Below are 18971 nucleotides of genomic sequence, written 5' to 3' on the forward strand. Positions count from 1 at the left end.
TGCAAAAATTATTATACATTCCGAGAATCAATCCTCAGACACACAAGACTTCAAGAAATGGAATTCATATAAGAATATTGACTTCAATTATCTCCCCCATCGGGTTGGAATTAGCACCTTTACACTGTTGGAATTGTGTAGGTTGCTAAGGTTTCTTTGGGCCAAATCCCTCCACCTTTCTTGATAAATCTACTGCAAAAGTAGACTATTTTTTTCAATATGCAAAAGCCGTTTTTACTATTCATACATGATAAATAAAAAAGGCTTATGAAAAATTTCATAAGCCTCCCTAATAAAAGTAATTGTAATTAAAGTGAACTATTTTAAGCAAAAGAAATACAATGATTCTACAAGCAGACTGCTTATCCTTTAATAATCTTTTTAGAAACGGTCTGGCCGTTTTTTAATTTTATTTCTACGATATATAAACCGTCCGGAAGTCCTGTCATATTCATCTGATCATCTGAAAACCGGGCATCTATTTTTTGCCCTACCGTATTTGTTATGTTTATACTTTCAATCGTGGAAGTTGCTTTAATGGTCAGAATTCCTTTTGTTGGATTGGGATAAACCCCTATGTTGTTATGATTGAGTCTTACCTCCGAAGTAGCAAGTGCCGAGGTAGGTTTAATACATCTTACTGATGCTCCCTGCCCTCTGGGTGCCCCTGCTGAAGCATTCGCACTTATGGTCCCTACGTACAGATATTTCCCTCCAAGTCCGGATATATCCGAACTCCAGAAATACCCTCTCTTTCCTACAAAAGTAAAACTAGCGTCTGAAGAACTGCGATATCCTCCTGCAGGCAATTTCAGATGACTGTCGTAAGCACTTGCTGGAGCCGTAACACTTTCAAGGCTAACAATACTCGCCCAATCTGCCTGTGTTGGCATTCTCCAATCGGCGCCTATTGCCTTGCAGGGGTCTACGCCCACTGTCTTTCCTAGCCCATCTATGTTCTTTGCGGTCCATTCATCAGTAGGCTCAAGAGTGGACCACCACGCGGGTGTTCCTATGATATACGAGCTCACTCCTGCTAAACCATCCGGTCTGTTAGGGGTTGGAGCAGAAATGGTGGCAGAATTTCTTTCCTGATGTCCGTCATCCCATCTTCCCCATTGAAAAAGATCACCATATGAAGCTTCATCATCCAGAGAAGAGGCTACCTTAGAGCTTCCCAGATTCTGCTGCAGCCATATTTTTCCATCATTTCCTCTTACCGTAGTATAAGAAACTGTTTGGCCACGGTATGTAAATTTCACACATCCTACATCTCCAGGATTATTTCCAGGATCTGTATTGGTACAGTTTTGTGGATTTCCCTGTGCATATAAACTATTCAAAGCAATGAATATCAGCATCATTCCCACATTTATTTTTCTCATCGCAAAATATAGATTTTCAAACATAATCAATATTATTTTTAATTATTCTAAATTTAATTAATTTTGCACAAAAGTAGCTTTCCCGTTTAATTCAGAGTTATCATTTCCCAACTTTTAGTTATCCGGTATAGGAGTTATATATGGATATTATTAAAAACAATGCTGATTATGAGTTATTTAAATGGAGAAAAGATATTATTTGCCTCAGATAATATTAGCATAGAATTTTGTTCCGAACGATATTCAAGAACTTCAATACTGGAAGCTGGATCGAGCTTTACCCTGCTCTTCCTGTTGGGGTCAGACATTTATCTTGAAAAATCTGTCTGCCTCCTTCCAATGGTTTTTAGAAAAAATCAATACATCCTTTATTATTCTTCTGAAGAAAATAAAGCTGAATTACGCTGTGACAGTCAGGAAGCACTCAAATATTTACTGATCCGGATTGACTATCAGTATATTGTCAACCTTATTAATCCTCAATCCAGCCAGGAAAGCACGGATATACTGGAAAATATGATCGCGAATAACTTTATCTATCTGCGTAAAGAAACACTTCCCAGCATGACCGTTGAAATGCATATGATTCTTAAAGAAATCATAGATTCTTCAAAGAAAGGTGTTATTCAGAAGTTGTTTATCGAGGCAAAGATTATTAAGCTTCTTATTCTTGTATTTGAGCAGTTCCATGAAAAAAACAGGGGACCATCAAAACCGGGGACTCCGGAAATGATCAAAAAATACCTGGATGAAAATTACCACAGCAATATAAAGGCTGAAGAAATAGGAAAACTACTCGGGATTAATCAGAATATAATCCGGCAGGAATTCAAAACCCAGTATCATATGACCATTTCCCATTATATTTCTGAACTAAGAATGCTAAAGGCAAAAAAACTGATTACCAACAGTGATGTGATGATCAAAGAAATCGCTATTGAATGCGGGTATGAATATGTACAGAATTTTACACGCGCCTTTAAAAAGAAATTTGGTGTTGCTCCTGAAAATCTGAGAAATAACAAATAGAAAAACCGCCTAAAAAATTAAGCGGTTTATATATGTTGTTTTGCTTTGATATTACTTTTTCAGAATTAAGGTGAAAAAGCAATGACAATCAATTAATGATGATGTCCGTGATCGTGAATGAAAGGTCCGTTACCCTTAGGCTGGTTGTAAAGAACCTCTACACCTTCCTGCTCATAAATATTCTTTCTTCTGATATCTTCAGGATCGAAAGCCTTTACTTTTCCAAAGTATTCTTTCAAACCTTCAGTAAGCCACATTGGAATGACCAATCCGAAGAACATAAAAATACACCAGAACCCTACTAAGAACATAGTAATAAAGAATACAGTCCATAGGAACTGGTAGAACGGCCAAAATGCTGATAAAATAGTTATCATTCTCTTTAGATTTTAGGCAAAAATAGAGCTTTTTTCTTTTTTACACAAAAGATATAGGCTCTATTTTATAATTTATTTTAATTTTAAACTAACTAGTGGCAAGATTTGCGAAGAAATCATTTCCTTTATCATCTGTAATAATGAATGCAGGGAAGTCTTTTACTTCAATTTTTCTTACGGCTTCCATCCCCAATTCAGGGAAATCCACGACATCTACAGATACAATATTATCCTTTGCAAGGATAGCTGCAGGCCCTCCGATAGATCCAAGATAGAACCCTCCATATTTATTACATGCATCTGCAACATCTTTACTTCTGTTTCCTTTAGCCAGCATAATCATACTTCCGCCATGGCTCTGAAACTCGTCAACATACACATCCATTCTTCCTGCGGTAGTAGGTCCGAAACTTCCTGATGCCATTCCTTCCGGAGTCTTTGCAGGCCCGGCATAATAAATCGGGTGGTTTTTGAAATACTCTGGCATTGGTTTTCCACTATCTATCAGTTCCTTGATCTTAGCATGAGCAATATCTCTTGCTACGATAAGAGTACCATTTAATTTTAGTCTTGTTTTGATTGGATATTTTGAAAGATCAGCTAAAATATCCTGCATAGGCTTATTCAAATCAACTTCCACGGCTTCTTCCAAATGAGGAGGTGTAGCTGGTAAGAATCTTTTTGGATCCTGTTCCAGTTGCTCAAGGAAAATTCCTTCTTTTGTAATTTTTCCTTTGATGTTTCTATCTGCAGAACAGGAAACTCCCATTCCTACCGGACATGAAGCAGCGTGTCTTGGAAGTCTGATCACTCGTACGTCATGGGTAAGATATTTCCCTCCAAACTGTGCTCCAATAGCACTTTCCTGACATATTTTCTGAACTTTAGCCTCCCATTCAAGATCTCTGAAAGCCTGTCCTGCTTCATTTCCTTCTGTCGGAAGGTGATCATAATATTTAGCGGAAGCTTTCTTTACAGCGGCAAGGTTTGCTTCTGCAGAAGTTCCTCCAATGACTAAAGCAAGGTGATACGGAGGGCAGGCTGCCGTTCCAAGATCTGAAATTTTCTCTTTGATAAATTCTTCAAGAGATTTTTCGTTCAGTAAAGATTTTGTTTTTTGGTACAGGAATGTTTTATTGGCAGAACCTCCTCCTTTTGTTAAAAACAAGAACTCATAATAATCTCCTTTTTTAGCATAGATATCAATCTGTGCCGGAAGGTTTGATCCTGAATTTTTCTCGTCAAACATGGTTAAAGGGACTACCTGAGAATATCTTAAGTTTCTTTTTTGGTAGGTATTGAAAATTCCACGGCTTAAAAACTCACCGTCGTCTACTCCTGTGTATACATTTTCTCCTTTTTTACCCATTACAATTGCTGTTCCTGTATCCTGACAAGAAGGAAGAGCTCCCTCAGCAGCTACTGCAGCGTTCTGTAGCAAGTTATAAGCAACAAATCGGTCATTGTCCGTAGCTTCAGGATCATCAATAATTCTTCTAAGACTCTCTAAGTGAGAAGAACGCAACATAAAAGAAACATCCGCCATAGCTTCCTCAGCAAGTAATTCCAACCCTTTAGGATCTACAGTTAAGATTTCTCTGTCTCCTAATTTTTCAACTTTTACATAATCTGATGTAAGCTTTTTATACACCGTATCATCTTTCTGAATTGGATACGGATCCTGATATCTAAATTCCATTCAATTTTTTGTTTGCGCAAAAATACGGCTACCGTAAAAAATATGAGTAAAATCAGTCATTAAAATTGATATTTATAATGATTATAAATTGCAAAATTCTGGTGTTATCAGTAACTTTATAAAAATTTCAATCACAATGAATTACAGAATAGAAAAAGACACCATGGGCGAAGTGCAGGTACCTTCAGATAAACTTTGGGGAGCACAGACAGAGCGTTCCAGAAATAATTTTAAAATAGGTCCTGAGGGCTCAATGCCACATGAAATCATTGAGGCATTTGCCTATTTGAAAAAAGCAGCAGCGTACGCCAATAGCGATTTGGGAGTTCTTCCCGCTGAAAAAAGAGATATGATTGCTAAAGTCTGTGATGAAATTCTGGAGGGCAAGCTCAATGATCAGTTTCCACTGGTTATTTGGCAGACCGGCTCAGGAACCCAGTCAAACATGAATGTCAATGAAGTTGTTTCCAACAGGGCACATGTCAATAATGGGGGTACTTTAGGAGAAAAATCTGAAATTCACCCAAATGACGATGTCAACAAATCTCAATCATCCAATGATACCTATCCTACAGCGATGCATATTGCTGCGTATAAAAAAGTAGTGGAAATAACGATTCCTGCTGTAGAAAAATTAAAAAATACATTATCTGAAAAATCCAAAGCATTCAAGGATGTTGTAAAAATCGGAAGAACTCACCTGATGGATGCTACTCCCCTTACTCTTGGGCAGGAATTTTCAGGATATGTTGCTCAGTTGGAATTTGGATTAAGAGCTTTAAAAAATACCCTGCCTCACCTTTCTGAACTTGCACTTGGCGGAACAGCAGTAGGAACCGGATTGAATACGCCAAACGGCTATGATGTAAAAGTAGCCGAGCATATTGCAAAGTTTACCAACCTGCCTTTTATTACTGCTGAAAATAAATTTGAAGCCCTTGCTGCTCATGATGCTATTGTTGAAAGTCATGGTGCTTTAAAACAGCTTGCTGTCTCATTATTCAAAATTGCACAGGACATCAGGTTACTGGCTTCCGGACCAAGATCTGGAATTGGTGAAATCCATATCCCTGAAAACGAACCGGGATCATCTATCATGCCGGGAAAAGTAAATCCTACTCAAAATGAGGCCTTAACTATGGTTTGTGCTCAGGTTTTAGGAAATGATACTACGATTTCTTTTGCAGGAACTCAGGGAAATTATGAGCTTAATGTTTTTAAACCTGTTATGGCTTACAATTTCTTACAATCTGCCCAATTGATTGCCGATGCATGTATTTCATTTAATGATCACTGTGCGGTTGGCATTGAGCCTAATCACGAGAGAATTAAAGAGCTTGTTGACAAATCTTTAATGCTTGTAACCGCTCTTAATACTCATATTGGTTATGAAAATGCCGCAAAAATTGCAAAAACAGCCCATAAAAATGGGACCACTTTAAAAGAAGAAGCGGTGAATCTGGGCTTGTTAACTGCCGAACAATTTGACGAATGGGTAAAACCTGAAGACATGGTGGGAAGCCTGAAATAATGTTAAAAACAGAATATACATCAGTAAAGCCCTGGGAATTTCCGGGCTTTTTTGGTAATGCAAAATACTGACTAACAATTTTTTATTAAATTCAGATTCGTATATTATTTTTTCATAAATTAGTGATATAATTTCAAACAAAATCCATGAAAAACTTAACGAAATTAAAGAGACAAAGCTTAAGGGAAGTATTAGGTGGAAATTCAGCTTTAAACTGCCAGGGGAAATTTAAATATCCTGCCTATTATAACGGATATTCTGCATGCTGCGTAGCACAAACAGATTATCCCTGCTCCCAGACTGTCATGTGCCAACTTCCTATTGGAATGTGTGATTGAGATTATCCTCTGATATCATCTCTGTAAGTAATTGATAAAAAGGCTGCTTCATTATTGAAACAGCCTTTTTTATTTATATTATCCTGAGAATTCGTCAAGCATATTTCTGGTTGGAATGAAGAAAAGAGTTCCTGTTACCGCGGTACTGAAATCTAAAATCCGGTCATAATTTCCCGGAGGATCGCCAATAAACATATTTGTAAGCATCTTTTTCGTGGTGCTAAAAGTACTTGCATAGGAAATGAAATAGGTTCCGAATTCATTTTTAGAAGGATTTCCGAAAGGCATATTGTCTCTTACAATTTTAAGTTCCTCGCCATTTTCCCCTTCTATATTTGCTAACGCAATATGGGAATTTGACGGTTTCACTTCATCAGACATTTCAATATCCTTATCTTTTGACCTCCCGATTACCTTTTCCTGGTCTTCTGTAGAAAGGCTTTTCCAGGCATCCATATTATGAAGATATTTCTGAACAAAGAGATAGCTTCCTCCCTGATATTGGGAATCTTCATTTCCAATTTTCGCAAAATAATCACGATCTTCTCCGTGTGGATTTTCTGTTCCGTCTACAAAACCAAGAATAGACCTTGCATCCCAATATTTAAATCCATGAACTTCCAGAATACTTTCCGCCACAGAACTTAATAATTTGGATATCTCAATACCCATGTCAAAAATAACACTTTGATTGTCTGCTCTTAAGTGAAAATGTAAATCTCCGGGAGTAGAAACGGCAGTATGTTTCAGTCCTTTAATCTCTTCAAAGTCCACAAGTTCTTTCGGCATAGGTGTCGGAAGGCTCAGCTTTTTCCACGCTTCACAACCAATTCCCATCACACAACTGGCCCTGCTGTCCGGAAATCTGTTGAAAACAGAATTATTAAGATTTAAAACCAACGCGCATAGCTCCTGGAAAACCTCTTTCAGCTGTGGAACATCATTAAGCTTCCAAACTATGAATATGGTATTTGTGTTAGGGTAATCCGTAACATTTTGCGATTCTAAACTCATGTTATTTTTTTGAATTAAGGTACGTAACAGAATGCTGATCTACAAGTCTGTTAAAGTTTTAACCGATCAATTCTTTAGCCTGTGCCAAAGCTGCTTCTGTAATCTTACTTCCGGAAAGCAGCTGGGCAATTTCGGTTAGCTTTTGATCCTCTGTTAAAGGAATAATTGTAGATTGGGTTCTTCCGGAAACATCCTGTTTTACCACCTTATAGTTATCATTTCCTTTTGCCGCTACCTGTGCCAGGTGAGAAATAACGATAAGCTGCATGTCTTTAGACATTTCTCTCATAAGGTTTCCGATTTCTTCAGCTACTTTCCCTGAAACACCCGTATCTATTTCGTCCAGAATAAGAGTCGGAAGGTCATCACTTTCTGCAATAATTTTCTTTACAGCAAGCATAACCCTTGACCTTTCGCCACCAGAAATAGCAGTTTGAATAGGTCGTAACGGAAATCCTGAGTTCGCCTGAAATAAAAGCTGGATATTTTCTTTTCCGAATGCATTAAATTCAGGAATATCCAGAAGCTCTATATCTACTTTTGCTTTTTCAAGACCTAATTTTTTAAGAAGGGTTTCTGCTTTTTTTACAAAAACAGGCACATTCTTTTTTCTGTTTTTTGAAAGTTTCTCAGAAAGAGCCTGGAGTATTTTTTCTTTATCAGAAATATTTCCTTCTGTTTCAATAATTTGTGCTTCCAATTCTGAAGCGCCTTTCTGATCGCCCGCCAGTTCATTCCTCACTGCTATCAGCTCATTTACGTCTGATACATTATGCTTTAAGAGTAAGGCATTGATTTTATTATTAAGCTCTGTAAGAAGTAATAAGTTCTCCGGATTAATTTCTACATTTTCGGCTTCGTTTTCAAGCTCGGAAATGATATCTTTTATTTCTACAAAAGAAGTTTCCAACCGTTGGTCCAGTTCAGCAAAGCTGGTTGAAATCTCAGAAATCCTAGACAGTTTATTCTTTGCTTCATTAAAGAAAGATAAAATCCCGATTTCTTCCTGGTGGAATCTCGATAAGATCTGACCTAGGTTTTCAGAAATCATTCCTGCATTTTCCTGAATGGCAAGCTGATTCTGCATCTCTTCGTAATCTACTTCATCCAGCTTCAGCTCTTCCAGTTCATTAAGCAGAAAGTCTTTATAATCACTTTCTTTATTGGTTTCGGAAAGCTGTGTATGAAGCTTTTTAAGCTGCAGTTTCAAACTTTGGAAATCTGAAAATACCTGTTGATATTCTTCAATGATCTGCTTGTTTTCAGAAAGTCCGTCAATTATTTTAAACTGATATTCTGAAGTAAAAAGATTGGAAGTTTCAAATTGAGAATGAATATCAATCAGCTGTGATGAAAACTCTTTAAGCACATCCAGGGTGACCGGAACATCATTAATGAATGCCCGTGATTTTCCCGAAGGTAGAATTTCCCTTCTTATGATCGTCTGAAGTTCATAATCAAGGTCATTTTCTATAAAGAATTTTTTAAACTGATTATTCAGTGCAAATTCGGTTTCTACGACACTTTTTTCCTCTGTATTCGAAACTGACTTTACATCTGCCCTTTCACCCAGAATAAGTCTGAGTGCACCCAGAATAATAGATTTACCAGCTCCCGTTTCACCGGTTATTACCTGCAAACCGTTTTTCAATGACACTTCAAGGGTATCAATCAGGGCAAAGTTTTTAATGTAAATTCTCGAAAGCATGGATGAGGGCTGGTTACTTTAAGTAATGCAAATATAGAATTTTAGTGTTCAGTATTCAATAGCTGAATGTTTGAATTCTTTTATTTCCACTTATTCCACTTATTATCAATATTTTTTGGAGAAATAATAATCATGGTCTGCTTCAGATCATTAATATTGACGGGACCATTATTTCCTGAATTAAAAATATTGAAGATCTCGTCACTTTTATTATCCATGAAAGTATTGAAGAAGTATGATTGCTGAAATGAGTTTTCGTACATTTTCAGCTGCATCAGGGCATCAAAAATCACTTTTTTGGCTCCTCCCTGATCCTGATTGAAGAGATTATCTAATCCCGCCCTGTGATAGGTATAAATTACCGAGCGTAATTGACTCCAGTTAGGATTCAAAATTTCATTAACCAGTATCGTGCGGCTTCTTGGCTCATTGACGGTATTCCATCCTTCATAATTCCTGTTCTGCGAATTCTGGGCGATCTGCTGGGCTTTTGAAAACCATTGTGAACCACCCATAGACTGGAAGCTGTCGGCATCATATCCTAAGATCAGATAAATATAAAAACTGATTACATCGGTAAGGTTCTTCCCGGAAAACTGTCTTTCATTAAATATAAGATTTTCATTTTCAATATATTCGAATGCAAATCTTTGATCCTGAAGGTTTATTAAAGGAGATTCATAATTTGAGCTATAAACAGGACGTACAGCCTGTACTACTATAGCTCCTTTAAATCTGTTATCTGTTCTTTCAGAGATAACAATAGAGAAACCACATTTTATTTTTTCAAAATTCTGCAGTTTTTTTCCTGTCCAGCTGGTATTATTGATAAAGTCTTTGAGGCTTTTTTCCAAAGCCTTATAAGCTTGCTGGTTACTTCCCCCCAATTGTTGGGAGTTTACCTGTACGGTTGCCAGCAATTCTTGGGAAAAGCTGATGCTGTATATAAAAAGCAGAAAAAATAAGCTTATAATTTTTTTCATTGTCTGTTAAAAATTGAGAACGGAAATTTATTAAAATTATTTTAAAAGCTGAGCTTCCACAAAGTTGAGAATATCTTTGGCTACTTCATCTTTCGATTTAAGGTTAAATTCTGTCTTTTCCGTTTTGGTAAATATTTTAATTTTATTGGTATCGTTTTTAAAGCCTGCACCTTCATCGCGCAGAGAATTTAAAACAATCATATCAAGATTTTTCTTTTCAAGTTTTCCTTTGGCATTCTCTTCTTCATTCTGTGTTTCGAGGGCAAACCCTACCAAAAACTGATGGGTTTTCTTTTCGCCCATTGTTTTTAAGATATCAGGATTTTTCACCAGCTCAATTGTCAGATTTTCATCATTCTTCTTGATTTTTTCTTTAGCCACTTCTTTAGGGGCATAGTCTGCTACGGCAGCACTGGCAATTCCGATGTCTATTGTATCATAAAACTCAAATACTTTAGCCAGCATTTCTTTAGCAGAAGTTACTTTGTGAAGTTCCACATTTTTATCATGAATCACCTGGGCACTAGGTCCTGAAATTAAAATTACTTTTGCTCCTCTCTTTGACGCTTCTTCAGCTAAAGCGAATCCCATTTTCCCTGAAGAATGGTTTCCTATAAATCTCACCGGGTCAATGGCCTCATATGTTGGACCTGCAGTAATCAATACCGTTTTTCCTTCAAGACTTTTTTCCTTAGCTTCAGTGTTAAAATAATTTTCAACTGCATTAAAAATGGTTTCAGGCTCTGCCATTCTTCCCTGTCCAATAAGTCCACTTGCCAATTCTCCGTTTTCTGCAGGAATTATTGTATGCCCAAAACTTTCTGCAAGTTCTATGTTTTTCTTTGTAGATGGGTGAACATACATATCCAAATCCATCGCAGGAGCAATAAATACAGGACATTTTGCAGACATATAGGTAGCAATAACCAGATTATCACACATCCCATGAACCATTTTAGACAGTGTGTTGGCTGTACAAGGTGTCACCAGCATTACATCTGCCCAAAGTGCTAACTCCACGTGGCTGTTCCAGCTTCCGTTATCTCCATAAAAGTCTGAATAAACAGGCTTTTTCGATAATGTAGACAAGCTTAACTTCGTTACAAAATGTTCAGCATCGGGAGTCATAATAACCTGTACTTCGGCACCTTTCTTTACAAAATCCCTTATCAGAAAATGAATTTTGTAGGCAGCAATCCCTCCGGAAACTGCGATAAGTATCTTTTTACCGGAAACACTCATTTAGTTCTAATTTTTTTGAAATACTAAAATACTTATTTTTTCCCACAATCAGGGTTTAAAACAACAAAGGTCATAAAAGAACTCAGTTCCTTTATGACCTTTGTCTATAAAAATACAGATGATTATTTTCTTTCTTCTGTTTTTCTGAAATAAATATCTTCATTTAGCCATTCTTCAATAGCGATTGAAGTTGGCTTTGGAAGTTTTTCGTAATGTTTAGAGATTTCAATCTGCTCTCTGTTTTCGAAAACTTCTTCTAATGTAGAATTGTGAACGGCAAATTCGTCTAATTTATTGTGAAGTTCCGTACGGATCTCCGCATTGATTTGCTCTGCTCTCTTTCCCATGATAACAATAGCTTCGTAGATTGAACCTACTTTATCTTCAATCTTATCTTTGTCGTAAGTAATAGTATTTACTTCGGCTTTTGTATCTTTTACACTCATTTTGAGAAAATTATTTTATTTATAAGACGGCAAATTTACGAATTATCTTTTAATTTTGAAAGTCGCCGCTGGAGGAGGGGTATTAAGTGCCGCACTATCCCTCTGGATCTGCATTGCTTTCTTTTCATTACTGATTTGATCCTTGATTTGTTGATCAGTTTTATTTTTTTCAGTCAGTTTTGCTTCCTCTTTCTTTTGTTTTGCATTCAAAGTGGCAACTCTAGCTTCTACCTGTTTTTTAACAACAGCGAAATCTTTCTTTTCTTTTTCCAATTTAGCACGTAGATCTATTGCCGTTTTAGAGTATTCCGTATTAGGCAATTCTTTTTCTACCACCTTTGTGTAGGTTAATGCACTTTCAATACGTTCATCTTTAAGCTCATAAACAGATTTTGCGGCTAGCTCATAACGGGATTTCATGATATAATCATAAATCTTCGGACGGAGTTTTGTACTTGGAAAATCTTCCAACACGTTTTCAAGAGCTACGGTAGCGGCTTTATACTGCCCCATTTTGAAATACTGTCTTGCATTTTCATAGGCTTTGAACTCTAATTTATAAGTCAGCTCATCAATAAGCTGGCTGATATTTTTAGATCTTTCAGAATTTGGATAGTTGGTAAGGAAATCCTGAAGTTCGTTAATTGCCAGTTCTGTACTGGACTGGTCAAGGTTATAATCCATTGATCCTTCATAATAGCATAATGCTGACATATAAGCCGCTTCTTCTGCTCTGGGATCTTTTGGAAAGTTGACCGCAAAGTTTTTAAATTGATGCCCCGCCAGTTTATAACTTTTATCGTAATAGTTTGCATAGGCTGTATTGAAACCTACGTTGGGAAAATCATCTGTTCCTGCTACCAGATTGGTAAGTCTGTCATAAAGAGCCAGTGCATTTTTCCACTTTTTCTTAGCAAAGTTGTCATTCGCTGCTTTTAAGATAAAATCTTTGTCAGCACTCTTCATTGCTTTTTCCTGACGGCTTGCACATGAAGCAACCACTGCTACAGCAAACAGCCCTAAAATATATTTTTTCATATAAAAATTCAACAGTTTTCGGATTAGACAGCCGATTTACTAATTTGCAAAAATATAACTTTTTTGTCAATAGATTTTTTTTTATGAATATTTAACGTAATTTTAGTCTGCAGCGTATCCCAAAATTGCAAAAACGCTCAATAAAAGATTCATTCTTACTTTCTTTTCGGCTTCTTTTGCATAGGTTTCATCATTTTTACTTGGGACATACAGTTCGTAGAAGTTTTTATTTCGGATCACAAATAGAGTGGATCCTATAATCATGGTAAGAATATCTTCGGGTTTTGGGGTAAAAGTAAAAACGCCTGATGCCACCCCTTTTTTTATGACTTCATCCAGTTTCCTTACAAACAGCTGGTAGAAATCAAGCAGCTCATCTTTCAGGTTTTCGGTATGACGAAGTTCCTGGGTAACAAAACCATGAAAATAATTGTATTTGAAAAGCTGTGATACAATGTATTTGATCATTTCTCTCATCTGCATTTCAGGTTTTCCTTCTTTGATCGTATCAGCAAATTCAGAAAAATTCTCTCTGGTCTTCAGCACTCTATATTGGTAGAGATAAGACATCATCTTTTCTTTAGATCCAAAATAATAGGAGATCATTGCTACGTTGATATTTGCTTTTGAACAGATATCTCTTACAGAAGTTCCTTCGTATCCTTTTTTTGCTATTAATTCTTCAGCAATATCTAAAATGTGAATCTGTTTTTCTGTAAATTTTTTCTTCATGAAGTGCACTTTGAGTAAAGTTAAGAAATTTTTAACACATTTGTAAACGTTTGTTTAATAATTTTATATTAATTCTAAATAGTCGTATTTTTGAGGATGGAATTTTTTGATTTTCATCACCATAAAAAAAACATCAGATATGGAATTTACAATGTAAATATTGGAGAAATTCCGTCAGATTCCCTTTATTCAATAGGAATTCACCCTAAAGACATTGATGTTAACCATATTGAAGAACAGCTTAAGCTGGTTAGAAATACGGTATCACAAAATTGTTTTGCTATTGGGGAATGTGGTTTAGATTCTTTGGTGATGATTAACCAGAAAATTCAGGAGGATGTTTTTTTGAAACAGATCCAAATAGCCAATGAGATAAAAAAGCCTATTATTATTCACTGTGTCAGAAAGTTTTATGAGGTAATTTCTTTTACAAAAAAGGCTGAACAAGCTATGATTATTCATGGTTTTAACAAAAAACAAAAAATTGCGGAAGATCTGCTGGCTCATAATTTTTATCTGAGTTTTGGAAAAGCTGTTTTGTATAATTTATCTTTGCAACATGTTTTAAGGAACACACCATCAGATAAATTCTTTTTAGAAACTGACAATGAAGATTTTGATATTGAAGAATTATATCAGAAAGTTTCAGAAATAAAGGGGATTTCTTTGGAACAAGTCAATGAACAAATTTTAGAAAATTTACACACTATAAAAAATGGATAAATACTGGCTCGAGAGAACTGAGCTTTTAGTTAAAGATGAAGGATTGGAAAAGCTGACTAAAGCAAATGTCCTGGTTGTAGGGCTGGGAGGAGTTGGCTCTTTTGCTGCAGAATTTCTTGCAAGAGCGGGAGTAGGAAGCATGACGATTGTAGACGGCGACACCGTAGACATCACAAACATCAACAGGCAGCTTCCGGCTTTGCATTCTACCATTGGAAAACATAAGGTAGAAGTAGTTGCAGAAAGACTTCTGGACATCAATCCCGAGATAAAATTAATTAAAATCAATGAGTTTCTGAATCCTGAAAGAATGGATGAAGTGCTTGATTCAGGTAAATTTAATTATATCCTGGACTGTATTGACAGTGTGACCCCTAAATTATGCCTGATCCGGGCCGCTAAAAGAAAAAAAATAAAACTTGTAAGCTCTATGGGAGCCGGTGGAAAGACCGATCCCAGCAAGGTTATGGTAAGAGATATCAGTAAAACACAAAACTGTTTCCTGGCCAGACAAATAAGAAAGAGGCTTAAAAAAGAAAAAATTAATAAAGGATTTAGATGTGTTTTTTCCAACGAACTTCAAAATGAGGAAAGCCTTAAGATGACCGATGGAGCTAATTACAAAAGATCTTTCTATGGCACTATAAGCTATATTCCGGCAATTTTCGGCCTGTATGCAGCCTCTGAGGTCATCAATTATTTATTGAAACAAGATTAATGCAAAATTTTACCTACCCCAGAGCTGAAAAACTCAAAAAGAATATAGAGATCGCTTTACTTTTCGAAAAAGGTAAATGGAGAACTTGTGGAAATCTAAGAATAATCATTTTAAAAGATAAGCCTAATCTTCCGGTAGAAAGCGTCAAGTTCGGGGTTTCTGTTTCTAAAAGATATTTTAAAAAAGCGGTCCACAGAAACCGTTTGAAAAGGCTTCTGAGAGAATGCTACCGTCTGAACAAGGGGTTATTCGAGACGGCATTCGGAGAAAAAACCCTTGCTATGCTGTTTTGGGTTTCTTCGGAAATGCCTCAAAAATACCAGGATGTAGAGGCCCAGTTTATCAAGCTCTGCGAAGCACAAAAAAAGCCATAACGGCAATATATACAATACAAATATCTGCTTATTCAATAAAATCTGTACATGCTATTTTTAGCTTTCAGGTGTATAGGGTAAGCAGATTTTTATTTTTTTATATTCTTCCTTTTTTGACACCATACTTCGGGCATCTTGACCTGTATACCTTTGAATTTAAGTTTTCATCACTGGGATACTTTTTGTACTTTTAAGGGAAACAATAAATCTGAAAATTAATATGTTAGACCATGTTCCCTATTTTTCTTACATTCTCAGCGCATTTATCGGCATTGGATTGGCTGCCGCCACAGGATTCCGGGTCTTCCTTCCCATGTTTTTTGTAAGCCTGGCTTCTTACTTCCATTGGATCCCTATGAGTGAAAATTTTGAATGGCTTTCCGGCCTGCCGGCACTCATTACCACCGGTATTGCTACCATCGCGGAGATCCTGGCCTATTATATTCCTTTTATAGATCATTTACTGGATACGGTTTCTGTTCCAATGGCTGCGGTAGCCGGATCAGTATTATTTGCCAGCCAGTTTGCAGGCCTGGAAACCTTCCCTCAGTGGGCATTGGCTCTTATTGCAGGAGGGGGAACAGCCGCAACGATAAGTTCCGGTTTTGCGGGACTACGTGCAGCCTCTACAGCAACAACAGGAGGTCTGGGAAATCCCATAGTGGGAACTACTGAGACTGCAGGAGCAGGTGTAATGTCTATTCTTGCAATGGCTATGCCAGTTGTAGCAGCTATTTTAGCTGTCTTACTTATTATTCTGGTAGTTGTCTTCGGACGGAAAGCCTGGAGGAAGTTACGGGGCCGTAAAGAGACTCATGATACCTTATAAAAAATGTGCTGTCCGGGAGACAGCACATTTTTTTTAGTTTTTACTTCTAAAATCTTTTATTTCCTTGATTTTAGATTCAAAATATTCTTTTTTATCAGGATTTTTCTTGATTAATATTTCGAATGCTTTTATTGCTTTAGTATATAGCTTCTGTTCAAAATAAAGGTTAGCCAATGTTTCTGTCATCAAATGGGAGATATCGTCATTTTTCTCTTTAACAACATAAGAACTTTCTTCTTTTAACTGACTGATCTTAGGGTTATTTTCAATAAAGTTATCAATAACTTTTATCTTCTTTTCAGGCTTTTCTTTTTCAGCCTCTTCCGGTCTGTCGATTTTCAGCCAGCTCTGCCATGTATTGATAAAACCAGGAACATTGCTGTCTACAACAGGCTGAACTGTTTTTTGTAACGGAACTTCCTGCATTGTTTCTTCTTTCATTGAATCTTCATTAGCTTCTTTCTTTCCTTCTGCAACTCTCAGGCTCGAAATATCCGTTCCAAAGAATGATACATTCATCACCGGAGCTTCTTCTTTTGCCCCTTTTTGAGCATTTTCCTGAGTATGTTCAGATTCATTTTCCGGCAGTTCAGGAACTTCTTCTACAATCTGTACTTCTTCTGCAGCAGACTCTTCTATTATATTTTCAGGCTCTTCAGCGGCTGTGATATTCTCCTTTTTCACTTCCATTTCTGTAGGAATTTCAGGAGTTTCACCCTGTAAGAACACTTCTATTTCAGGTTCAGAAACTTTTGCAGGTTTAGTGAGTAAGGAATCCGGCATATTGGTTTCAAGACTCATTGGCTTCCATGCAGACCGGATTTCAGGAGTTTTCTTTTCTTCCTGTGTAACTTCTATATGAGGTTCTTCTACCGGTTCAGGAGTTTCTTGTTTTTCTTCTCCTGAAGCTGACAGTACTTCCTCATCTTTGGCAGGTTCTTCTTCTTTCTCCGTAGACCAGAAATGGAAATTTTGAGTTTCTGCAAAGCTTATTTCATGATCAGCAACTACTTCCGGCTCTTCTTTTTCCTCTTGTGAAGCAGATTTAGCTTCTTTCATTCTTTTCTCAACCTCTTCAATCAGACGTCTCATTTCGTCTTCATGCTTGTTTACATTAGGTTGGGAAATTGCTGTGTTTTCTTTTATTTCTTCTTCATTTATCTGAATTTTGACATCCGGCATAAATGAATCTGTTCCATGGAAACTAATTTCAGCCTCAGGTTCATCAGAAATCCCTTCATTATTAGAAACCGCATTATTATTTTCTTCTACATTTTCTTGTTCCTCTTCATGCTCCTGAATAATCTCTTCTTCAACGGTAACTCCCGGCAATATAGTTTCTACTTCATGGAAGCTTACTTCCTCTTCTTTCTGAACTTCTTCCTCTTCAGGTTCTGAAGAAATTTCATCTTCAGTAATAATGGTTTCCGGTGTGAAATTTTCTCCTACATTTTCTTCACCCTCTTCATGCTCCTGAACAGTCTCTTCTTCAACGGTAATTTCCGGCAATATAGCTTCTACTTCATGGAAGCTTACTTCCTCTTCTTTCTGAACTTCTTCTTCGGGTTCTGAAGAAATCTCATCTTCAGTAATAATGGTTTCCGGCGTGAAATTTTCTCCTACATTTTCTTCTTTTTCTTCCTCTTTTATATCTTCTGCCACAGTTTGAGATACGGGCTTCTGAGTAACCAGCGTACCTGACTCTAATGTAGATTCAAGATCAATCTTTTCAGTATATACTTCATCAAGAAAGTTTTCTTCTCCTTCAAAAAGAATTCTGTTACGTTCACCGTTAACATAAATAGGCTCAACTCCTTGCGAGGTCTGCAACATACACGAAATGCCTTCTTCCTGCTCCACTTCTTTTTCAGAAGACGGCTCTCTTTTGATAGGAAAGATTTTTTCCTTATTAAAAGAATACCGGGCTGGTTTCTGAGCGTTTTCAGAAGTCTGCTTTTCTTCTGTAATTCCAGGTTTAGGGCTTTGCTGAATCACTCCATTGATCAGCTGATAAAGAATTTTTTTATCTGTAGTATAAGCCGCCGTTATGGAAAGTTCCCTCTGATAACTTTCTTTATCATAGAGATGTACCCCATATAAGTGGAGTGCCCTAATATTTTGAATATAGGGAAAAGCGTGAATCTCTTCTTTCAAAAGATGAAGATCTTCTGACTGAATATTTTTCGGATTTTTTATTAATTCTAAAACTCTTGGATTCATCTTACCAATTCGCTACAATGTCGTTAAATATCTTATTAATTATTCTTTCTGTAACAATTTTCACCTGAGAAGCTTCGATCTCACTCTGTGATAAATTGCTGTTAAAAGCAGCTTCATCCGTATAGGTTCTGTCAAAACTGGAATCAGGGTGTACTTTATTTTCATAATGTACTTTCACTGTTATTACAAGTCTGTTTTGAGCCTGCTGTATCACTCCACCAGAAGGATTTGTCTGGGTATTGGAACTGATGGTAGTAGGAGAAATGCTGTAATCTGAAATTTCTCCTTCTATCAGAATATCAGGATTTTCTTTAGTCCCTTTCAATGTTGTTCTCTGCAGAAATCTGTTTTGAATATCAGTAGAAAACTGTTGGGATAATGTAGGATTTACAAGTGCCGCATTATTGGGAAACTCATTGATCTGAACTGTCTTTTCATCTGTCAGGGATGACCCTGTAAAGCTGTAACATGAGTTTAGAACTCCCAGCAAAACGAAAAGTACCCCAACTAATATTGGTCTCTTCAGACTAATATTTTTAATCTTAATATTCATTTTTTATTTTATTTCATAGAATCCAATTCCTT

Annotated in this window: 19 protein-coding genes and 1 riboswitch; of the genes, 7 read left to right on the plus strand and 12 right to left on the minus strand. The window is 36.6% G+C overall.

The window, feature by feature from the left end; genetic code table 11:
• Positions 1-84 precede the first annotated feature (84 nt).
• Positions 85-190: riboswitch (SAM riboswitch) on the minus strand.
• Between the two features lie 172 nt (positions 191-362).
• Positions 363-1409 carry a T9SS type A sorting domain-containing protein gene (locus LQV47_RS00795; RefSeq protein WP_230032740.1) on the minus strand — a complete coding sequence of 349 codons (1047 nt, stop codon included), beginning with the start codon at positions 1407-1409 and terminating at the stop codon, positions 363-365.
• 144 nt (positions 1410-1553) lie between these two features.
• Here LQV47_RS00795 and LQV47_RS00800 point away from each other — a divergent pair, with 144 nt between their 5' ends.
• Entirely contained in the window at positions 1554-2414 is an 861-nt protein-coding gene (locus tag LQV47_RS00800; protein ID WP_230032742.1) for an AraC family transcriptional regulator, read from the plus strand.
• 92 nt (positions 2415-2506) lie between these two features.
• On the opposite strand, the gene LQV47_RS00805 is transcribed toward LQV47_RS00800, so the two are convergent.
• Together LQV47_RS00805 and LQV47_RS00810 are read right to left on the minus strand one after the other, a co-directional pair.
• The gene (locus LQV47_RS00805) at positions 2507-2791 is read right to left on the minus strand and encodes a hypothetical protein (RefSeq protein ID WP_174772367.1); all 285 of its coding nucleotides are present in this window, start codon (positions 2789-2791) and stop codon (positions 2507-2509) included.
• Between the two features lie 88 nt (positions 2792-2879).
• Positions 2880-4490, minus strand: coding sequence for a fumarate hydratase (locus tag LQV47_RS00810; RefSeq protein WP_230032743.1), 1611 nt, complete (start codon positions 4488-4490; stop codon positions 2880-2882).
• A 136-nt stretch (positions 4491-4626) separates the two neighbouring features.
• On the opposite strand from LQV47_RS00810, the gene fumC reads away from it, so the two are divergent.
• Both fumC and LQV47_RS00820 read left to right on the plus strand, forming a co-directional pair.
• Positions 4627-6021 carry a class II fumarate hydratase gene (fumC, locus tag LQV47_RS00815; RefSeq protein WP_230032744.1) on the plus strand — a complete coding sequence of 465 codons (1395 nt, stop codon included), beginning with the start codon at positions 4627-4629 and terminating at the stop codon, positions 6019-6021.
• A 146-nt stretch (positions 6022-6167) separates the two neighbouring features.
• Positions 6168-6359, plus strand: a complete 192-nt coding sequence (locus LQV47_RS00820; protein ID WP_230032746.1) for a hypothetical protein — start codon at positions 6168-6170, stop codon at positions 6357-6359.
• Between the two features lie 78 nt (positions 6360-6437).
• Here the strand turns inward: LQV47_RS00820 and LQV47_RS00825 are convergent, their stop codons facing one another.
• From LQV47_RS00825 to LQV47_RS00855, 7 genes are all read right to left on the minus strand, one after another.
• A complete protein-coding gene (locus LQV47_RS00825; protein WP_230032747.1) occupies positions 6438-7373 on the minus strand; it encodes a Dyp-type peroxidase in 936 nt (311 codons plus the stop codon).
• 58 nt (positions 7374-7431) lie between these two features.
• Positions 7432-9081, minus strand: a complete 1650-nt coding sequence (locus LQV47_RS00830; protein WP_230032748.1) for an AAA family ATPase — start codon at positions 9079-9081, stop codon at positions 7432-7434.
• Positions 9082-9161: 80 nt separating this feature from the next.
• Positions 9162-10064: a DUF4835 family protein gene (locus tag LQV47_RS00835; protein WP_230032749.1), complete on the minus strand. Its 903-nt coding sequence runs from the start codon at positions 10062-10064 to the stop codon at positions 9162-9164.
• Between the two features lie 36 nt (positions 10065-10100).
• Complete coding sequence (coaBC, locus tag LQV47_RS00840; protein ID WP_230032752.1) at positions 10101-11306, minus strand: bifunctional phosphopantothenoylcysteine decarboxylase/phosphopantothenate--cysteine ligase CoaBC; 1206 nt, start codon at positions 11304-11306, stop codon at positions 10101-10103.
• A gap of 122 nt (positions 11307-11428) precedes the next feature.
• Entirely contained in the window at positions 11429-11752 is a 324-nt protein-coding gene (locus tag LQV47_RS00845) for a DNA-directed RNA polymerase subunit omega (protein WP_027378789.1), read from the minus strand.
• 42 nt (positions 11753-11794) lie between these two features.
• Complete coding sequence (bamD, locus tag LQV47_RS00850) at positions 11795-12790, minus strand: outer membrane protein assembly factor BamD (protein ID WP_230032754.1); 996 nt, start codon at positions 12788-12790, stop codon at positions 11795-11797.
• 102 nt (positions 12791-12892) lie between these two features.
• Positions 12893-13522, minus strand: a complete 630-nt coding sequence (locus LQV47_RS00855) for a TetR/AcrR family transcriptional regulator (RefSeq protein ID WP_230032758.1) — start codon at positions 13520-13522, stop codon at positions 12893-12895.
• A gap of 96 nt (positions 13523-13618) precedes the next feature.
• Here LQV47_RS00855 and LQV47_RS00860 point away from each other — a divergent pair, with 96 nt between their 5' ends.
• From LQV47_RS00860 to LQV47_RS00875, 4 genes are all read left to right on the plus strand, one after another.
• Positions 13619-14245, plus strand: a complete 627-nt coding sequence (locus tag LQV47_RS00860; RefSeq protein WP_230032759.1) for a TatD family hydrolase — start codon at positions 13619-13621, stop codon at positions 14243-14245.
• Positions 14238-14963 (plus strand): tRNA threonylcarbamoyladenosine dehydratase, encoded by a 726-nt coding sequence (locus LQV47_RS00865; protein ID WP_047491896.1) that lies wholly within the window; start codon positions 14238-14240, stop codon positions 14961-14963. Before LQV47_RS00860 ends, LQV47_RS00865 begins: the two co-directional genes overlap by 8 nt.
• Complete coding sequence (gene rnpA / locus LQV47_RS00870; RefSeq protein ID WP_230032762.1) at positions 14963-15337, plus strand: ribonuclease P protein component; 375 nt, start codon at positions 14963-14965, stop codon at positions 15335-15337. The genes LQV47_RS00865 and rnpA overlap by 1 nt, the downstream gene beginning before the upstream one ends.
• Positions 15338-15557: 220 nt before the next feature.
• Positions 15558-16166 (plus strand): DUF4126 domain-containing protein, encoded by a 609-nt coding sequence (locus LQV47_RS00875; RefSeq protein WP_230032764.1) that lies wholly within the window; start codon positions 15558-15560, stop codon positions 16164-16166.
• Between the two features lie 33 nt (positions 16167-16199).
• On the opposite strand, the gene LQV47_RS00880 is transcribed toward LQV47_RS00875, so the two are convergent.
• Together LQV47_RS00880 and lptE are read right to left on the minus strand one after the other, a co-directional pair.
• Positions 16200-18386 carry a tetratricopeptide repeat protein gene (locus LQV47_RS00880; RefSeq protein ID WP_230032766.1) on the minus strand — a complete coding sequence of 729 codons (2187 nt, stop codon included), beginning with the start codon at positions 18384-18386 and terminating at the stop codon, positions 16200-16202.
• 1 nt (position 18387) lies between these two features.
• Positions 18388-18939 (minus strand): LPS assembly lipoprotein LptE, encoded by a 552-nt coding sequence (lptE, locus tag LQV47_RS00885; protein ID WP_047491908.1) that lies wholly within the window; start codon positions 18937-18939, stop codon positions 18388-18390.
• Between the last annotated feature and the right edge of the window lie 32 nt (positions 18940-18971).

It is taken from the genome of Chryseobacterium sp. Bi04 (assembly GCF_918698085.1).
In the GTDB taxonomy this organism is placed as follows: Bacteria; Bacteroidota; Bacteroidia; order Flavobacteriales; family Weeksellaceae; genus Chryseobacterium.

Coding starts and splice junctions, on each gene's coding strand:
- LQV47_RS00795 (WP_230032740.1), bottom strand. CDS start 1,409: ATGTTTGAAAATCTATATTTTGCGATGAGAAAAATAAATGTGGGAATG.
- LQV47_RS00800 (WP_230032742.1), top strand. CDS start 1,554: ATGAGTTATTTAAATGGAGAAAAGATATTATTTGCCTCAGATAATATT.
- LQV47_RS00805 (WP_174772367.1), bottom strand. CDS start 2,791: ATGATAACTATTTTATCAGCATTTTGGCCGTTCTACCAGTTCCTATGG.
- LQV47_RS00810 (WP_230032743.1), bottom strand. CDS start 4,490: ATGGAATTTAGATATCAGGATCCGTATCCAATTCAGAAAGATGATACG.
- fumC (WP_230032744.1), top strand. CDS start 4,627: ATGAATTACAGAATAGAAAAAGACACCATGGGCGAAGTGCAGGTACCT.
- LQV47_RS00820 (WP_230032746.1), top strand. CDS start 6,168: ATGAAAAACTTAACGAAATTAAAGAGACAAAGCTTAAGGGAAGTATTA.
- LQV47_RS00825 (WP_230032747.1), bottom strand. CDS start 7,373: ATGAGTTTAGAATCGCAAAATGTTACGGATTACCCTAACACAAATACC.
- LQV47_RS00830 (WP_230032748.1), bottom strand. CDS start 9,081: ATGCTTTCGAGAATTTACATTAAAAACTTTGCCCTGATTGATACCCTT.
- LQV47_RS00835 (WP_230032749.1), bottom strand. CDS start 10,064: ATGAAAAAAATTATAAGCTTATTTTTTCTGCTTTTTATATACAGCATC.
- coaBC (WP_230032752.1), bottom strand. CDS start 11,306: ATGAGTGTTTCCGGTAAAAAGATACTTATCGCAGTTTCCGGAGGGATT.
- LQV47_RS00845 (WP_027378789.1), bottom strand. CDS start 11,752: ATGAGTGTAAAAGATACAAAAGCCGAAGTAAATACTATTACTTACGAC.
- bamD (WP_230032754.1), bottom strand. CDS start 12,790: ATGAAAAAATATATTTTAGGGCTGTTTGCTGTAGCAGTGGTTGCTTCA.
- LQV47_RS00855 (WP_230032758.1), bottom strand. CDS start 13,522: ATGAAGAAAAAATTTACAGAAAAACAGATTCACATTTTAGATATTGCT.
- LQV47_RS00860 (WP_230032759.1), top strand. CDS start 13,619: ATGGAATTTTTTGATTTTCATCACCATAAAAAAAACATCAGATATGGA.
- LQV47_RS00865 (WP_047491896.1), top strand. CDS start 14,238: ATGGATAAATACTGGCTCGAGAGAACTGAGCTTTTAGTTAAAGATGAA.
- rnpA (WP_230032762.1), top strand. CDS start 14,963: ATGCAAAATTTTACCTACCCCAGAGCTGAAAAACTCAAAAAGAATATA.
- LQV47_RS00875 (WP_230032764.1), top strand. CDS start 15,558: ATGTTAGACCATGTTCCCTATTTTTCTTACATTCTCAGCGCATTTATC.
- LQV47_RS00880 (WP_230032766.1), bottom strand. CDS start 18,386: ATGAATCCAAGAGTTTTAGAATTAATAAAAAATCCGAAAAATATTCAG.
- lptE (WP_047491908.1), bottom strand. CDS start 18,939: ATGAATATTAAGATTAAAAATATTAGTCTGAAGAGACCAATATTAGTT.